Origin of the sequence: Xanthomonas sp. CFBP 7698 (assembly GCF_003600855.1) — a bacterium.
Taxonomy (GTDB): Bacteria; Pseudomonadota; Gammaproteobacteria; order Xanthomonadales; family Xanthomonadaceae; genus Xanthomonas; species Xanthomonas cannabis.
Genome location: NZ_PRDN01000002.1, coordinates 521934 through 537689 on the forward strand (window position 1 = coordinate 521934; position 15756 = coordinate 537689).

15 protein-coding genes are annotated in these 15756 nt (G+C 67.0%); 4 read left to right on the forward strand and 11 right to left on the reverse strand.

What is annotated here, in order from left to right:
- Positions 1-61 precede the first annotated feature (61 nt).
- The 7 genes from trmD to ffh form a co-directional block, all read right to left on the reverse strand.
- Entirely contained in the window at positions 62-820 is a 759-nt protein-coding gene (gene trmD, locus XnspCFBP7698_RS10115) for a tRNA (guanosine(37)-N1)-methyltransferase TrmD (protein ID WP_104581020.1), read from the reverse strand.
- A gap of 63 nt (positions 821-883) precedes the next feature.
- On the reverse strand, positions 884-1396 hold the full coding sequence (rimM, locus tag XnspCFBP7698_RS10120) for a ribosome maturation factor RimM (protein WP_039566183.1): 513 nt from the start codon (positions 1394-1396) through the stop codon (positions 884-886).
- A 41-nt stretch (positions 1397-1437) separates the two neighbouring features.
- The gene (rpsP, locus tag XnspCFBP7698_RS10125) at positions 1438-1698 is read right to left on the reverse strand and encodes a 30S ribosomal protein S16 (protein WP_039414145.1); all 261 of its coding nucleotides are present in this window, start codon (positions 1696-1698) and stop codon (positions 1438-1440) included.
- Positions 1699-1797: 99 nt separating this feature from the next.
- Positions 1798-2595 carry an aminotransferase class IV family protein gene (locus tag XnspCFBP7698_RS10130; RefSeq protein WP_104581019.1) on the reverse strand — a complete coding sequence of 266 codons (798 nt, stop codon included), beginning with the start codon at positions 2593-2595 and terminating at the stop codon, positions 1798-1800.
- A complete protein-coding gene (locus XnspCFBP7698_RS10135; RefSeq protein WP_104581018.1) occupies positions 2586-3656 on the reverse strand; it encodes a nitronate monooxygenase in 1071 nt (356 codons plus the stop codon). Before XnspCFBP7698_RS10135 ends, XnspCFBP7698_RS10130 begins: the two co-directional genes overlap by 10 nt.
- A gap of 244 nt (positions 3657-3900) precedes the next feature.
- On the reverse strand, positions 3901-5199 hold the full coding sequence (locus XnspCFBP7698_RS10140; RefSeq protein WP_104581065.1) for a hypothetical protein: 1299 nt from the start codon (positions 5197-5199) through the stop codon (positions 3901-3903).
- A gap of 25 nt (positions 5200-5224) precedes the next feature.
- On the reverse strand, positions 5225-6601 hold the full coding sequence (ffh, locus tag XnspCFBP7698_RS10145) for a signal recognition particle protein (RefSeq protein ID WP_047694273.1): 1377 nt from the start codon (positions 6599-6601) through the stop codon (positions 5225-5227).
- A 342-nt stretch (positions 6602-6943) separates the two neighbouring features.
- On the opposite strand from ffh, the gene ccsA reads away from it, so the two are divergent.
- Positions 6944-7735 carry a cytochrome c biogenesis protein CcsA gene (gene ccsA / locus XnspCFBP7698_RS10150; RefSeq protein WP_047696025.1) on the forward strand — a complete coding sequence of 264 codons (792 nt, stop codon included), beginning with the start codon at positions 6944-6946 and terminating at the stop codon, positions 7733-7735.
- Positions 7736-8069: 334 nt separating this feature from the next.
- Here the strand turns inward: ccsA and XnspCFBP7698_RS10155 are convergent, their stop codons facing one another.
- On the reverse strand, positions 8070-9119 hold the full coding sequence (locus XnspCFBP7698_RS10155; protein ID WP_104581017.1) for an aldose epimerase family protein: 1050 nt from the start codon (positions 9117-9119) through the stop codon (positions 8070-8072).
- A 249-nt stretch (positions 9120-9368) separates the two neighbouring features.
- On the opposite strand from XnspCFBP7698_RS10155, the gene XnspCFBP7698_RS10160 reads away from it, so the two are divergent.
- Positions 9369-10952, forward strand: coding sequence for an alpha-L-arabinofuranosidase C-terminal domain-containing protein (locus XnspCFBP7698_RS10160; protein WP_104581064.1), 1584 nt, complete (start codon positions 9369-9371; stop codon positions 10950-10952).
- A 112-nt stretch (positions 10953-11064) separates the two neighbouring features.
- Here XnspCFBP7698_RS10160 and XnspCFBP7698_RS10165 read toward each other — a convergent pair whose 3' ends face one another.
- On the reverse strand, positions 11065-12018 hold the full coding sequence (locus XnspCFBP7698_RS10165; RefSeq protein ID WP_104581016.1) for a LysR family transcriptional regulator: 954 nt from the start codon (positions 12016-12018) through the stop codon (positions 11065-11067).
- A gap of 134 nt (positions 12019-12152) precedes the next feature.
- Here XnspCFBP7698_RS10165 and XnspCFBP7698_RS10170 point away from each other — a divergent pair, with 134 nt between their 5' ends.
- Both XnspCFBP7698_RS10170 and XnspCFBP7698_RS10180 read left to right on the forward strand, forming a co-directional pair.
- Complete coding sequence (locus XnspCFBP7698_RS10170) at positions 12153-12428, forward strand: DUF2798 domain-containing protein (protein WP_047696020.1); 276 nt, start codon at positions 12153-12155, stop codon at positions 12426-12428.
- Between the two features lie 373 nt (positions 12429-12801).
- Positions 12802-14151, forward strand: a complete 1350-nt coding sequence (locus XnspCFBP7698_RS10180) for a glycoside hydrolase family 16 protein (RefSeq protein WP_104581014.1) — start codon at positions 12802-12804, stop codon at positions 14149-14151.
- 28 nt (positions 14152-14179) lie between these two features.
- Here XnspCFBP7698_RS10180 and XnspCFBP7698_RS10185 read toward each other — a convergent pair whose 3' ends face one another.
- Positions 14180-14548: a response regulator gene (locus XnspCFBP7698_RS10185; RefSeq protein ID WP_047696016.1), complete on the reverse strand. Its 369-nt coding sequence runs from the start codon at positions 14546-14548 to the stop codon at positions 14180-14182.
- The gene (locus XnspCFBP7698_RS10190; RefSeq protein ID WP_104581013.1) at positions 14541-15704 is read right to left on the reverse strand and encodes a PAS domain-containing sensor histidine kinase; all 1164 of its coding nucleotides are present in this window, start codon (positions 15702-15704) and stop codon (positions 14541-14543) included. Before XnspCFBP7698_RS10190 ends, XnspCFBP7698_RS10185 begins: the two co-directional genes overlap by 8 nt.
- Positions 15705-15756: the final 52 nt, after the last annotated feature.

A 15756-nucleotide genomic window follows, 5' to 3' on the forward strand; every position in this document is an offset into this window, starting at 1 on the left:
GGCTGGCCAGCAAGCCGCATATTGTACCCCAATCAATTCTTCAAGGGCTAGGGGTGCGCCCTTATTTCTCGTCGCCCCGGGTGAGTTCGCGGCGAAATTCCTCCAGGAGACGACGGTCGTGCTTGTCCAGGCCTGCCTCGTCGAGCAGATCGGGACGACGCAGCCAGGTCCGGCCCAGCGACTGCTGCCGGCGCCAGCGCGCAATCGCGCCATGGTTGCCCGAGCGCAACACCTCGGGCACATCCCCCCAGGCATGCGCCGACGGGTGGCTGTAGTGCGGGCAGTCCAGCAGGCCTTGCGGGCCTTCGAAACTGTCCTGTGCAGCAGACTCGGCGTCGTTCAACACGCCGTCCTGCAGCCGCGTCACCACATCCACAAGGACTGCAGCGCCCAACTCGCCACCGGACAACACGTAATCGCCGATGGAGATTTCCATATCCACCGCGTTGGCCAGGAAACGCTCGTCCACCCCTTCGTAGCGCCCGCACAGCAAGACCATGCGCGGCAACTGCGCCAACTCGCGCGCGAGGAGCTGGGTGAGAGGACGTCCCTGCGGGCTGAGATAGATCACCGGCGCCGGTCGCGCGTCGGCGGCCTGCACCGCCTCCAGACAGGCCCGCAAGGGCTCGATCAACATCACCATGCCGGGCCCGCCGCCGAAGGGACGATCGTCCACGCGGCGGTAGTTGCCCTGCGCATGGTCGCGCGGATTCCAGCCCTGCAGGTCCAGCAGACCGCGCTCCTGCGCCCGCCCGACCACGCCGAACGCCGCGCAGTGCGCGATGAACTCCGGGAACAGGCTGATGACGTCGATGCGCACGGGAATCGGGAATCGGGAGTGGAGAATGGGTAGAGCAAAAGCGGCGCCGGGGCACCGCTTCGATCAGAAATCCGGGTCCCAGTCGACCACGATCAGATTGGCCTCGAAGTCCACCGATTTGACGAACTCCGGAAGCACGAACGGAATCATCCGCTCGCGATCGCCGCGCACGACCACCACATCGTTGGAGCCGGTGGAAAACAGGTGCGACACCGTCCCGAGCTTGACGCCCTCGACGGTTTCCACCTGCAATCCTTCCAGATCCACCCAGTAGTATTCGTCGGGCTTGGGCGGCGGCAAGGCGCTGCGGGCAACGTAGATTTCGGTGCCATGCATGGCCTCGACGGTGTCGCGGTCGGTCACGTCGGGGAACACCGCGATCAGATTCTTGCCCTGATCACGTCCCCGTACGCCGCTCACGACCGACTCCTGCCCCGATGGCGTGCGCACGACCCACGGCTGATACCGGAAGATCGCACTGCGCGGTTCGGTCCAGGATTCGAGCTTCAGCTCACCCTTGACACCAAAAGCGCCGACAATCCTGCCTAACAGGATGCGGCGCTCGGTCGGCTTCATCTGTGTCGACTCTGGCCGGGCAAACACGCCCGGCCTCAAGATCAGGCCGCAGCGGCCTGGGACTTGGATGCTTCGCGGTACAGGTTACGCACCTTGTCGGTCAGCTGTGCACCGTTGCCGACCCAATGGTCGACGCGGGCGATATCGAGCACGACGCGCGGTTCGGCGCCCTGCGCAACCGGGTTGTAGTAACCCACGCGCTCGATGTTGCGGCCGTCGCGCGCGCTGCGTACGTCGGTCACGATGATGTGGTAGAACGGACGCTTCTTGGCGCCGCCGCGGGTCAGTCGAATCTTGACCATGGTGTCGTTTTCCTGAGTTGCCCAGTCGCCAGAGTGGCGCGGTAAGCCGGCGATTATAGCGGGCTCCCTCGGCGAAGCCAAGCCAGCCGGTGTTTTTGCTCAGATCCCTTGCCAGGCCTGGGTTTGCAGCGCCCGCTCCAGCACGGGCAGCTGCGCGGCAGGGGCCGACCACTGCGCCGGGCCCATGGCCACGATGGCCTGCTGCCCCCGCGCATTGCAGCTGAAACCGCCGTCGAAGCTGGCGAGCTCGTCAAGGGCGACCGGGCGGGAGGTCTGCGCGATACCGAGCGCCTGCAGCCCGGCCTGCAACAACCGCTGCTGGGTGCCGTCCAGCGCCGGCCCGGCCGGCCAGACCACCCTGCCCTGCTGCCAGAACCCGACATTCCAGAACGCCCCTTCCAGCACATGGCCCTGGGGATCGACCAACACCGCATCGTCGACGCCGGCGGCCATCGCCTGGCGACGCAGATGCAACAGCGCGAAGGTGCCGACGTGCTTGCACTGCGCCTGCTCGCGCACATGGGTGACTGCGTGCACGCGCAGCGCGGCATCGGGCAGTTGCGCAGCCGCCGATAGAGAAATCAATACGTCCAGCGCCACCTGGCGCGATGGATCGCGCAGCGCGAACGCCTGCGAAAACACGGTGATGCGCACGCTCGCATCCACGCGACCGGCACTGGCCAACGCCGCGCGCAGATACGCGCGCACCCGTGAGGCATCGATCGGTGCGCCGAACAGGGCGGCACTGTCGTGTTGCAGACGTTGCAGATGCAGATCCAGCCCGCGCACGGCGGCGTTGCGCACCTGCAGCGTCGTGAAGTGCCCGTAGTTGATCAAGGCGGCCGCGCCGAGTTGCTGCGCCGTTGCCGCCTGGCCATTACAGAAGATCAGCGACACAGCAGTGCCTGCGTCTGCTCCCACCACTGCACGGCCAATTGTGCGGCCGGCTGCGCCGGCGCCATCCAGGCCGACTGGCCTGCCCAGGCCTGCATCGCCTCCAGACGGTTGTCGCGCGCCGCTGCCTGGCGCATCGCAGCGGTGAGGCCGCGCTGCACCGGATACGGCGCAGGCGGCGGCGCATCCGCAGCAGTGGCGGCGCGCACGTAAGGGGTGAGCAATGCCCGCCCCAACCGACCTGAAAACGCGCGGGTTGGCCGGGTATGTTCCGGCTCGGCGGCTGCCAATGCATCGGCCCAGGCGCCGGGCAAGGCAGCCTCGGGCGTGCGCAGCAGACCGGTGCCGATCTGCACTGCACTGGCGCCCAGCGCCAGCGCCGCGGCAATGCCGCGCGCGTCGGCAATCCCGCCCGCGGCGATGACCGGGATCTCCAGGCCATCGACCAGCCGCGGCAGCAGGGCAAACAGCCCGGTCATCTGCTGCGCGGCGCGGCTGGCATCGAACGCGCCGCGATGACCGCCAGCCTCGGCGCCTTGCGCGACCACGGCATCGGCCCCGGCTGCCTGCGCCGCCAGTGCTTCCTCCAGCGTGGTGGCGCAGGCGAACCAGGCGATGCCCGCATGCTTGAGGCGCGCAACCTGGTCGGGTCGGAACACACCCATGATCGATGAGGCCACCGCCGGGCGCGCGTTCAGCAATGCATCGAATTGCGCGTCGAAATCGGCTGGCATTGCATCGGCTGCTGCCTCCGGCACTGGCGGCCCCCACTGCGCAAGAAACACCCGCAGGCGCGCTTCGGCAGCGGCATCGCGGGCAGGCGCCGGATCGGGAATCCACAGATTGACTTGCGCAGGCCCGGCACTTGCCTCACGAAAGGCGGCCATCCACGTCACGATGTCCTGCGGCTGCGACAACACCGCACCCATCGCGCCCATGCCACCGGCATTGGCGACCGCTGCCGACAACGGCACCGGGCAGGCGCCGGCCATGGGGCTGAGCAGGATCGGCAGGCGCAGGCCGAAGCGTTGCTGGAAGGCATCGACGTTGGAGAATCTGGTCATCCACCACCTCGGCGGCCACGAGACGGAGCATGGTAACCGCGATGGACGGATGCGGATGCCGGCACGCGCAAGACGGTCGTTCGCGCATGCACTGCATGCCGTACGTTGCGTCTGGAGCGACTACCAAACGTGGCAACCGTGATCAGGTGGACATGCAGTTGCCGGTGCATACCGCTGCTACATGCCGCATCGAGCTCCGGCCGCCCCATGTGGCGCCGAGCACAGTGGTTCGTTCTTCGTTCTCTCAATCCACGGGCACCGGCATCACTTGCCGGTACCAGTCTTCGACCCAGACATCCTGCAACGCGAATGCACGCAAGCTCCGAGGACGCTGCAGGTAATCACCCCACACGCGCAGGTCGACAACTGCAGCAATGGCTTGCTGGCGCCATGCCGGCTGGCCGAACAGCCGCAGTTCCAGGCAGTAATCGCCATCGACAGGACAGGTCATCTGCATGCAGGCGGCCGGTGCCGCGCTCGCCCATGCATGCACCAGATCCGGCCCACGCACGAGCTTGAACACACGCAGCTCGCCCTGCGTGCGACCGGTGCATTGATCGGGCAACGGCAACGGGCGATCGAAGTGCTCGCCGGCCCAGGCCAGTTCCAGCGTCAGCACGTCGCCCTGGCTCAGGCGCAGGAAGTAACGGTAAAGATGGGTGTTGTCGGCACGCCACGACGATGCCGGATCGGAACCTGCGGACACGTCCCAGGCATCGTCGGCACTGGCGAACAACAACGTCGAGCCGGCGGGCGCGCCGTGCACGGGCACTGACGGCAGATGCGCCTGCGACTGCAGCTGTGCGTCGTCTTCGAGATGCACCACCGCCGCGCCGTCGGCGCGACGCGCGTATCGCATGGCCGACCCGAACGTGGGCTGCAGCGGCAGTGCCAGCCGATCCGGCTCGGGCACGCGCAGCCAAAGCGCGACCACGCCGGGGCACGTTCCATAGGCCTGGCCGATGCCGATCGAATACACCCCGGTGCGGGTGACCGGCACATCCACCTCGCCATCGGCGGGCACCTCCCACCACTGCGATTGCGTGCCACCCGGGTGCCACACATCGCAGCGCCACGCGGCCACATCTGCAGCATCGTTGGCAGGATGGAACGCCAGCACGAGCTGGTCGCCCGCACGCAGGAACACCTCGACCGTGGTGCAGATGTCCTGCCGCGGGTAGCGTTCTTCTTCGTATGGCGCCACGTCGACGATATGGCGCCGCCATTGGCGCACCGACGTGTCGTGCACGTTCTGCGCGACGACGCGTTTTGCGGCTGCGTCGCGCCGCGGCAGGCGAGCGATTGCCGGCGTACCGCCGATGCCGCCGCCAGTGCCGCCACCCTGCGCTTGGGAGGTGGGCGTTGACGCCGGTGCTGCGACCGGGCGGGCGCCAGACAGGCGGTCGATTCCTGCGACCACCAGTGCGATACACAACCACAACACAACGCTTGCCGGCAGTAACGCCCACCCTGCCGTTAGCTGCCACGCCAGCACGAGGGCCAGCGCCAGATGCACGCAGTGCGCGCCTGCGGATGTGCTCACCGCGCGCGCAACCTGCGCAGGTTGCTCAACGGAACGGCATGCCGCCGCGGCCGCCCATGGCACCCATCATGCCCTTCATGTTGCGCATCAGGCCCTTCATGCCGCCGCCGGCCAGCTTGCCCATCATCTTTTCCATCTGCTGGTACTGCTTCATCAGCTTGTTGACGTCGGCCGGCTGCATGCCCGAGCCGCGTGCGATGCGGGCACGGCGCGAGCCGTTGAGCAACGCCGGGTTGCGGCGCTCCTTCTTGGTCATCGAATTGATGATGGCGATCATGCGCGGCACTTCCTTGCCGGTGACCTGCTGCTTGACGTTGTCCGGGATCTGACCCATGCCCGGCAGCTTGTCCATCAGCCCATGGATGCCGCCCATGTTCTGCATCTGCTCGAGCTGCTCTTTCATGTCGTTGAGGTCGAACTTCTTGCCCTTGGCGACCTTGGCAGCGAGCTTGGCGGCCTTTTCCTGATCGACGCTGTGCTCGACCTGCTCCACCAGCGACAGCACGTCGCCCATGTCCAGGATGCGGCTGGCGACGCGATCGGGATGGAACACATCCAGGCCGTCGGTCTTTTCGCCGGTACCAACGAACTTGATCGGCTTGCCGGTGATGTAGCGCACGCTCAGCGCGGCACCGCCACGGGCGTCACCGTCGGTCTTGGTCAGCACCACGCCGGTCAGCGGCAGCGCCTCGCCGAAGGCCTTGGCGGTGTTGGCCGCGTCCTGGCCGGTCATCGCATCGACCACGAACAGGGTTTCGGTGGGGGTGATCGCGGCGTGCAGCGCCTTGATCTCGTCCATCATCGCCTGATCGATCGCCAGGCGACCGGCGGTATCGACCAGCAGCACGTCGGCAAACGACTTGCGTGCGTCGCTGATGGCGGCGCGCACGATGTCGACCGGCTTCTGCGAGGCGTCGGACGGGAAGAACAGCACGCCGACCTGCTCGGCCAGGGTCTTGAGCTGTTCGATCGCGGCCGGGCGGTAGACGTCGGCCGAGACCACCATGACCTTTTTCTTGCGCTTTTCCTTCAGGTGCTTGGCGAGCTTGCCGACCGTGGTGGTCTTGCCCGCACCCTGCAGGCCGGCCATCAGGATGATCGCCGGTGCCGGCACGTTGAGGTTGAGGTCGGCCGCCGCCGCGCCCATGACCGCGGTGAGCTCGTCGCGCACGATCTTGATCAGCGCCTGGCCGGGGGTCAGCGACTTGAGCACTTCCTGGCCCACCGCGCGCACCTTGATGCGTTCGATCAGCGCCTGCACCACCGGCAGCGCGACGTCGGCTTCCAGCAGCGCGATGCGCACTTCACGGGTGGCTTCGCGGATGTTCTCCTCGGTCAGGCGGCCGCGGCCGCGCAGGCGCTCCATGGTGCCGGAGAGACGTTGGGTAAGGGACTCGAACATGCGCAAGGGACCGCGTGAGGGGAAACGGGCATCGATTATAGCGGCACCAGCCAACGCCCCGCCCCAATCGACCCGCCGGCCGAAGCGAGCCAATCCAGGGCAAATCCCTCCGGCGCTCGGCAGTCCCTGCAACCAGCCAGGGCAGCAGCACCGCAGAGACCAGACGTCAGCGGCCACGCCCGCAGGCAGGCTTACCCGTACCCACTTGCTACCAACCAGCACACTTGCCTGCCCGGCCATCCCCACGCCCCGGCCCGGCTTTGCCAATTCCCAATTCCCCATTCCCGATTCCCGATTCCCGAATCCCGAATCCCCGCCCCACCAATATGCGAAACTTCCACGATGACAATCGTTCTCATCGCGTTCGCCCTGTACCTGCTGGCTGCCGCCCTGCTCACCCGGGCAGTGCTGCGCGATGGCAACCAGGCCCCTGCGCGCTGGTTGGCGCCGGCGCTGGCTGCGGTTGCGCTGCACGCCGGCTATCACGTGCTGGTGGCGTTCCGCACCGCGGGCGGGCCGGACATGCATTTCTTTGCCGCGCTGTCGCTGACCGGCCTGGGCATGGCGGCGTTGACCGCGGTGTTCGGCGGGCGCGGCCGCATGGCCGCGGTGGGCGTGGTGGTGTTTCCGTTGTCGGCCATCCTGCTGGCCTGTTACCACGCCTACGGCCATGAGCCGAGCGCAGACCTGGGCTGGCGGCTGGAACTGCACGCCTGGATGGCGCTGCTGGCCTACGCCACCCTGGGCATCGCCGCCCTGCTGGCCATCATGCTATGGCTGCAGGAACGGGCGTTGCGGCGGCGCGACTTCCATCCCTGGCTGCGCGCGCTGCCGCCGTTGACCGAACTGGAAACCCTGCTGTTCCGCACGATCACCGTCGGCTTCGTGTTGCTGAGCCTGACCCTGCTGACCGGGCTGCTGTTCGTGCAGGATTTCCTGGCGCAACGATTGCTGCACAAGACCGTGCTCAGCATCCTGTCGTGGATCGTGTTTGGCGCGCTGCTGGTCGGCCGCTGGCGTAATGGCTGGCGCGGCACCAAGGCCGTGCACTGGACGCTGACCGCCATGGCGCTGCTGGTGCTGTCGTTCTTCGGCAGCAAGTTCGTGATCGAACTGGTGCTGGGGCCGCGCTGATCGCGCAGGCGGGCGCTGCCTGCCATGCAGCGAGTCCTGCGCGTGGCCGGCCGCTTGTGTCCTGCAGGCCCGGTGCCCGTGTGTCGCACCGCACCTGACCAGAGATCACCCCGGCGATTCGGCCCGAACCGACAGACGCGAACAAGCCGCGCCGGCGGTCGGCTGACACGCTGTTGCGCGCGGGTGCACGGTGCGCGGACGGCACGGACAGCACGGACGAGCCGCAAGGACGCGGAACCCGTGCCGCCCCTCAACATCGGTCGCGCCTGCCCGATGGTTGCGCAATGCGTGGGTCGGCGATGCAGGGCATCCGCCTGGACCCTGTCAGCGCTGCTCAGCCATCGAGTGCAGCGCTGACCACCTCCCACGGCTGATCCGGGCCTGGCGTGGCGAAGCGATAAACGATGCGGCGGCGATGGACCTCGCCGGGACGCAGGATGGTCGAAGGAAAGTTGGCGTGATTGGGGGCGTCCGGGTAGCTCTGCGGTTCCAGGCACACCCCGCGGCCCAGGCCCGGATGATGCGCGTCCAGATGCTGCCCCTCGTAGACCTGCACCGCCGGCGCGTCGCTGAGGATGCGCATGGCCACGCCACTGTGCGGCGAGTACAGCTCGGCGACCCGGTCGGCGCCTGGCGCCAGCACCAGACACTGGTCGTAGCCCTTGCCGAGCACGACCTGCGGATGCGCCGGGTCGATCCGCTCGGCCAGCGCGGCGGGGTCGCGGAAATCGAACGGTGTGCCGGCCACCGACGCGATCTCCCCGGTCGGGATGGATTCTGCGTCCACCGGGAGATAGCGGTCGGCAGGCACCCGCAGCACCTGCGCTGCGGCACGCCGCTGCGGGTCGCCGGACAGATTGAAATACGGGTGATGGGTCAGGTTCAACGGCGTGGCCGCGTCGCAGCGGGCTTCGAAGTCCAGATGCAGGCTGCGCTGCTGCAGCGCAAGCCGGGCGCGCACCTGCAGATTGCCGGGGTAGCCCTCTTCGCCGTCGGGCGAGTCGTAGCCCAGCAGCACCTGATCCGGTGCCTGCTCCAGTACCGTCCAGACCCGTCGCCCGAAACCGCGCTCGCCGCCGTGCAACTGGTTGCGCCCCTCGTTGGCGGCCAGCGTGTGGGTCACCCCGTCCAACGTATAGCGTGCACCACCGATACGATTGCCGAAGCGGCCCACCAGGATGTTGAGGCTGTCGCCATCGGCGGCGTAGGCCGGCAGGTCCGGCAGACCCAGCAGCAGCGGCACCACGCCCTGAGCGGTGGTCAGCCGCAGCGCGTTCAGGATGCCGCCGTAGGTGAGGACGTCCGCCTCCAGCCCGTCGTCGCTGCGCAAGCTGAGCGCGTGAACCTCGACACCGTCTGGCAACTGCCCGAACACTCGCTGCATGAATCGCCCCACTGCGGATGGAAGCCCGCGAGCATAGCCGCGTCGCGCGTCCGCCGACCATGCCCTCGCGCACATCCTGGCCTGCCGAACGACAACTAGGCGGTGTCGCATTGCGCGGGCGCAGCAGGGCTCGCCAGCGGCGAACGCGATGCAGCGACACAGCACCATCACTGCCACTACGCTACCGGCATGCGGCTGCGCCGGCAGTGCGCCAACACCTCGACCCACCCCTACAGGAGCGCCCCGCCGATGCATTGGATCTCCCTCGCGTTGCAGACCTCGCGCCGGCGGCTACTGCCCGCGCTCGTTGCCGTCACCCTGGCGACCAGTGCCTGCATCGCCTGCGCTGCCGAGGTCAAGGTGACCGGTAGCTTGCGTGCGGACCAGCCCGGTGCACAGGTGTCGCGGCAGGTGTTCGGGCAGTTTGCCGAACACCTGGGTACCGGCATCTATGGCGGCGTGTGGGTGGGCGAGGACGCCTCCATTCCCAACACGCGCGGCTACCGCAACGACGTGCTCGCGGCGTTGAAGGCCATCGCGGTGCCCAACATCCGCTGGCCGGGCGGCTGCTTTGCCGACGAATACCACTGGCGCGACGGTGTCGGCGCGCCGGCCAGGCGCCCGATCCGCGTCAACACGCACTGGGGCGGCGTGGAAGAGTCCAATCGCTTCGGCACCCATGAGTTCATGGACTTCACCGAGCTGCTCGGCACCCAGGCCTATATCGCCGGCAATGTCGGCAATGCGGCGCCGGACGAGATCGCGCAGTGGACCGAGTACATGACCGCCGACACCCGCTCCAGCCTGGCCAGCGAGCGCCGCGCCAACGGCCGCGATGCGCCCTGGCAGGTGCCCTACTTCGGCGTGGGCAACGAGCTGTGGGGTTGCGGCGGCAACATGCGGGTGGAATATGCCGCCGACGTGTATCGGCGTTACCAGACCTTCGTCAAGGCGCCCGCCAATCAGACGCTGCGCAAGATCGCGCCCGGCCCCAACAACGACGACTATCACTGGACCGAGGTGATGATGCGCGAAGCCGGCACGCTGATGGACGGCCTGAGCCTGCATTACTACACGGTGCCCGGTGGCTGGCCGCCGCGCGCCTCCTCGACCGATTTCGACGAAAGCGCCTGGATCGACACGCTGTCGCGCACGCTGGTGATGGACGAATTGATCACCAGGCACAGCGCGATCATGGACAAATACGACCCCGGCAAGAAGGTGGCGCTGGTGGTCGACGAATGGGGCACCTGGTACGCCGGCCTGCCCGGCGCAAACCCGGGATTCCTGCATCAGCAGAACAGCCTGCGCGATGCCCTGGTGGCGGCATTGAATATCGACATCTTCAGCAACCACGCCGAGCGCGTGCGCATGGCCAATATCGCGCAGATGGTCAACGTATTGCAGGCGATGATTCTTACCGATGGCGACAAGATGGTGCTGACGCCGACCTACCACGTGTTTGCCCTGTACAAGCCCTATCAAGACGCCACCCACCTGCCGCTGCAGCTGCAGACACCGCGCTACCGCCACGGCAACACGCAGGTGCCGGCGGTGCACGGCTCGGCAGTCAAGGCAAAGGATGGCCATGTGTATGTCGCGCTGACCAACCTGGACGCCACTGCACCCGCCAACGTCAGCGTGGACGTGCAAGGCCTTGCGCCGCAGCGTGTGGAAGGACAGATCCTCAGTGCGGCGGCGATCACCGCGCACAACAGCTTCGCGCAGCCGCATGTGGTGGAGCCAAGGCCGTTCAACGGTGCACGCGTGCAGGGCAAGGCCTTGACGGTGGCGCTGCCCGCGCATGCGGTGGTGATGCTCAGGCTGGACTGACGCGGCGCATGGCATCGCTCGACAGGCGTGCCGCTGTCGAGGCGTCCGCAAGTGCCGGGTTGGGCTGCGGCATGCCTGGAGCAACGCCGCTGGTCGCTGCGCTGCTGCGGTTCTACGCCGAGCCCGGCGCCAATGCCGGCTCGGTGACCCGCCAGTCCGGTGGCAGGCGCTGCAGTATGTGTTCCATGAAAGCGCGCACCTTCGGGGTGAAGTCGCGGCGGTCGGCCACGCACAGATACAGGCGCAATGGTTCGAGTGCGGCCTGGCCGGTGTCGGCCCTGTCGGGGGTGAACAGCTGCTGCAGCTGGCCGCGCTGCAGATACGGTTGCACGACGAATGCGGCCAGCCGCGTGATGCCGCCACCGGCAGCGGCCATGGTGGCCAGCGCATCGACGTCGTCGCTGACCAGCGCCTGGCCAAGCTGAGGCTGGAAACGCACGCCGTCGCGTATGAAGTTCCAGCGCAGGAAGCGGCCATCGGCCGGATAGCGCAGCAGCAGGCAGTCGTGATACTTCAACTCATCCGGCCGCGTCGGTGTGCCGCAGCGGGCCAGATACTCGGGCGCGGCGCACACCACGAACGGCACCTGCGCGATACAGCGTGCCACCAGGCCGTCTTCCAGTTGCGCCTCGATGCGCAGGCTGACATCCACGCTTTCCTGCGCGTGCTGCACCACCCGGTCGGTGCACAGCAGCTCGATCTCCAGCTGCGGGTACTGCTGGCGCAGCGCCGGCAGCATCGGGGCCAGCACATGACGCGCGAACGCGGCGGTGCTGGCCACGCGCAATCGGCCTGCCGGTGCCTGCTGCGGGCCGGCCACCAGTTGCCGGGCACGCTCCAGGTCACGCTCCAGCTGCCGCACCTGCTCGAAGTACACTGCGCCGCGCTCGGTCAGTGCCAGGCTCCGGGTGGTTCGATGCAGCAAACGCACGCCCAGGTGCTGCTCCAGACGCGCGATGTTCTGGCTGACCGCCGCAGGGCTGACGCCGAGCAGCTTGGCCCCGCCGGCAATGCTGCCGGCATCGACCGTGCCGACAAAGCTTCGAATCGACTGAAGAATATTCATTAGTTGAGCAAGTATCGCGGCGCGATTCGTAAGATTTACTTACGTAAGCCGCAAGCTTACGCGATCTACTCCGTGCGCCACGGCTGCCCTAGAGTTCGGCCATCCCGCCGCTGTGCGGCAACCGAGGTCCTGCCATGTCGTCGTCCCCCTCTTCGTCTGCGATGGTGCGCCCGCGCTGGAAGCTCGGCGCGCGCGCCACGCCCTTCGTGTTTGCGTTCTACATGGCCGCGATCATGGCGCTGCTGATGTGCCTGGTCATCACCGGCATCGCCACCGGGCCCACGCCGGACCTGGTGTGGCGCGCGCTCGATGCCTATCGCATCGCCATGCCTACCGCGTTCTGCTGCGTGCTGGTGGTGCGGCCGCTGGTGATCCGCCTGGTGGCCTGGACCGTGCACGCAGGGCACTGACGAGGCGCACCGCGCTGTTTGCCTATCGCCACGGGGGTGTCGCTTCGACCGCATGCGGCGATCGCGTGCCTGGACGAAGGCAGCGCGCCAGGCTGCCCCGCATGCGCTTGCAACCGCTTCAACACGATGTACCTGCCATCGCTCTGCATACGACTGCGCGACGGCACGCAACACGCATGCCCATTCCCGTCCGCTGCTGCTGCCACGCAACATGCCGCAGGCGCCATCTGCGACCGGCGTCATGCCAATGATGGAATATTCCGGAATGAACACCACGAAACTGAAACGCCGCGTTCAATTGCTTTGACTCCGACGTAGCCACTGCGCAGCGTCGCTCCTCCACGGACCATCCGGTCCATCGTTGGAGACACGCATGCGCGCCTTACGTAGCGTCACCGTGCAGTTCGCTGTTGTGCTGGGCATGGCCCTGACACCGGGTGCGCAAGCGCAGACACTGGTGTGGGAAGACAACTTCAACGGGCCCGGCATCGACGGCAGCAAGTGGACCTACGATGTCGGCAATGGCTGTCAGATCGGCCTGTGCGGTTGGGGCAATGGCGAGATGCAGTACTACACCAGCCGCCCCGACAACGCGCGCATCGAAAATGGCCGGCTGGTGATCGAAGCGCGTCGCGAAGCCTTCGGCGGCATGCCGTTCACGTCGGCGCGGCTCAAGACCGAAGGCCGCATGCACTTCCAGTACGGCACGCTGGAAGCGCGCATCAAGACGCCGGTGGTGGGTAACGGGCTCTGGCCGGCCTACTGGATGCTGGGCACGATCGGCGTGTGGCCCGGGCGCGGTGAAATCGATCTGATGGAAGCCGGCATGGCTGCCGCGATCGCCGACGGCACCGCCAACCGCCGCATCGGCGCGGCCGTGCACTGGGACTACAACGGCTCGCAAGCCGATTACGACACCAGCTACACCAGCCCGGTGAACCTGCACAACGATTTCCATGTGTATCGCATGACCTGGGACCCGCAATTCATCCGTATCTCGATCGATGGCCAGCACTATTTCGAATTTGCGATCTCCAATATCGAGGGCGCCTCGTTGCACGAGTTCCATCAGCAGCACTACCTGCTGCTCAATCTCGCCGTCGGAGGCACCTATACCGGCGTGACCTCGCCGGCCGCAGTAACCGCGCCGCTGCCGGGCAAGATGGAAGTGGACTACATCCGGCTGTATCAAAACCCCGGGGCGCAGCTATACGTGGGCAACCAGCATGCCGCGCCGGCGGGACGCTTCGGCGTATTCACCGACCAGACCGACACCAGCGCGCGACTGACCCTTGGCCAGGACGCCGAGCTGTACCTGTGGAACAACCTCACCCCGATCGCGCAGGCGCCGTTCGAGGGCCGCAACGTGATGGCCTACCGTGCCAACGCCGGTGCCTGGTACGGGTTGGGGATCCAGAGCGATTACCGCAATCTGGCGGCCTACGCGGGCGGCGCGCTCAAGCTGCAGGTGAAGACCACGACCGCGTCCCCCTTCAGGATCGGCATCAACACCAGCTTCGGCGACAGCTGGGTGGCCATTGCGCCCGGTGGCAATCAGTACGGCGTGGTGCGCGATGGTGCCTGGCACGAGGTCACGATCCCGCTCGGTGCATTCCACGACCTGGACCTGCAGGCGGTCAGACAGCCCTTCATGCTGGCGGCCGATGCGCCGGCAGCGCCGGTGGAGATCGCCATCGACCAGGTCTACTACCAGAGTCGCTGAGCCGCCGCTGCAACGCTGCCGTACGCGCTCAGGCGTTGGCGGCAGCGCCCTTCAGCATGTCGATGAGCTGACGCAGGCGATAGGGTTTGGGCAGGAAATCCACGTGCGGCGGCAGTGGCGGCAGCTGCGCCTTGGCAAAGCCCGAAGCCAGGATGACGCGCGCGTCCGGCAGCAGTTGCGCCACCTGCTCGCTCAGTTCGATACCCGACATGCCGTTGGGCATGCGGATGTCGCTGAACACCACATCGTAAGGGCCGCTGTCGCGCAGCATGCGCAATGCAGCATGCCCGTCGTCGGCGGTGTCGACACTGATGCCGGCATCGCGCAGCGCCTCGCCGATCAACTCGCGCAGTTCTTCTTGATCTTCCACCATCAACAGGCGCAGGGATTCAGTCATGCTCGGCCTCCTCGATGGCCGGAAGAAACAGGGTCACGGTGGTGCCGCACCCGGGTGCGGTGTCAAGCTCGACAAAGCCGCCGGATTGGGAAGCAAAGCCATACACCTGGCTCAATCCCAGGCCGGAGCCCTTGCCGACGTCCTTGGTGGTGAAAAACGGCTCGCTGGCGCAACGCGCCACCTGCGCCGACATGCCGGGGCCGTCGTCGCGCACCGCGATGCCGACGTACGCACGCGGCACGCCGTGCGGATCCGAGGGCGCCACCCGCCGTTGCGCTGCAGTGGTCAGCTCGATCGCGCCACCGCCGGGCATTGCATCGCAGCTGTTGAAGACAAGATTGAGCAGGGCCGCTTCCAGCTGCCCGGGGTCCACGCGCACATCCGGCAGCGCATCGGCGAAGGTCAGCGACAACCCGACGCCTGCCGGGCAGGCACGGCGCAACAATTCCAGCGAGCGCGTCACCACCGCGTTGGCCGCGTGACGTTCCGGAATCAGGCGCTGGCCGCGCGCAAACGCAAGCAACTGGCGCGTCAGCAAGGTGCCGCGATCCACGGCGGTCTGTGCGGCCTCCACCAACATGCGGGTGCGCGCATCCTCGCCGGCGCGCAGCGCGATCAGGTCGAGGCTGGTCACCATCACGGTCAGCAGGTTATTGAAGTCGTGCGCCATGCCCAGCGTCAGCCGGCCCAGCGCCTCGGTTTTCTGCGAGTGCAACAAGGCCTCCTGCGCATGTTGCAGCAGGCGCTGCGCTTCGTGGCGCTCGGTGATGTCACGGGTGATCTTGGCAAACCCCACCAGCACGCCGAATTCCAGCACCGGCTCGATCACCACGCTCGCCCAGAAACGGCTGCCGTCCTTGCGCACACGCCAGCCTTCGGCTGCAAGGCGCCCCTGGCGCTTGGCAATTTCCAGGTTGCGGGTGGGCTCGTCGCGCTGCACGTCTTCGGGAAGATAGAAACGCGAAAAATGCGAGCCGAGCACTTCAGCGGCGGAATAGCCCTTGATTCGCTCCCCGCCCGGGTTCCAGCTGCGAACATACCCACCGATGTCGAGCATGTAGATGGCGTAATCGGAAACGCTCTGCACCAACAGCTGGCACTGCCGGCTGTCGTGCGACAGCGGGCCCGCGTTGTCGATGACCGTTTCCGTACCCATTTTGCGCGAGGTTCCCGGAAAAACGCGCGACGTTAGTGACGTTGCCGTGAAG

What these genes read in the sequence shown, in the direction of transcription:
- rpsP (WP_039414145.1), bottom strand. Translation starts at nt 1,698, where the DNA reads ATGGTCAAGATTCGACTGACCCGCGGCGGCGCCAAGAAGCGTCCGTTC.
- XnspCFBP7698_RS10160 (WP_104581064.1), top strand. Translation starts at nt 9,369, where the DNA reads ATGCATTGGATCTCCCTCGCGTTGCAGACCTCGCGCCGGCGGCTACTG.
- XnspCFBP7698_RS10155 (WP_104581017.1), bottom strand. Translation starts at nt 9,119, where the DNA reads ATGCAGCGAGTGTTCGGGCAGTTGCCAGACGGTGTCGAGGTTCACGCG.
- XnspCFBP7698_RS10135 (WP_104581018.1), bottom strand. Translation starts at nt 3,656, where the DNA reads ATGACCAGATTCTCCAACGTCGATGCCTTCCAGCAACGCTTCGGCCTG.
- XnspCFBP7698_RS10190 (WP_104581013.1), bottom strand. Translation starts at nt 15,704, where the DNA reads ATGGGTACGGAAACGGTCATCGACAACGCGGGCCCGCTGTCGCACGAC.
- XnspCFBP7698_RS10180 (WP_104581014.1), top strand. Translation starts at nt 12,802, where the DNA reads ATGCGCGCCTTACGTAGCGTCACCGTGCAGTTCGCTGTTGTGCTGGGC.
- ccsA (WP_047696025.1), top strand. Translation starts at nt 6,944, where the DNA reads ATGACAATCGTTCTCATCGCGTTCGCCCTGTACCTGCTGGCTGCCGCC.
- XnspCFBP7698_RS10170 (WP_047696020.1), top strand. Translation starts at nt 12,153, where the DNA reads ATGTCGTCGTCCCCCTCTTCGTCTGCGATGGTGCGCCCGCGCTGGAAG.
- rimM (WP_039566183.1), bottom strand. Translation starts at nt 1,396, where the DNA reads ATGAAGCCGACCGAGCGCCGCATCCTGTTAGGCAGGATTGTCGGCGCT.
- ffh (WP_047694273.1), bottom strand. Translation starts at nt 6,601, where the DNA reads ATGTTCGAGTCCCTTACCCAACGTCTCTCCGGCACCATGGAGCGCCTG.
- XnspCFBP7698_RS10165 (WP_104581016.1), bottom strand. Translation starts at nt 12,018, where the DNA reads ATGAATATTCTTCAGTCGATTCGAAGCTTTGTCGGCACGGTCGATGCC.
- XnspCFBP7698_RS10185 (WP_047696016.1), bottom strand. Translation starts at nt 14,548, where the DNA reads ATGACTGAATCCCTGCGCCTGTTGATGGTGGAAGATCAAGAAGAACTG.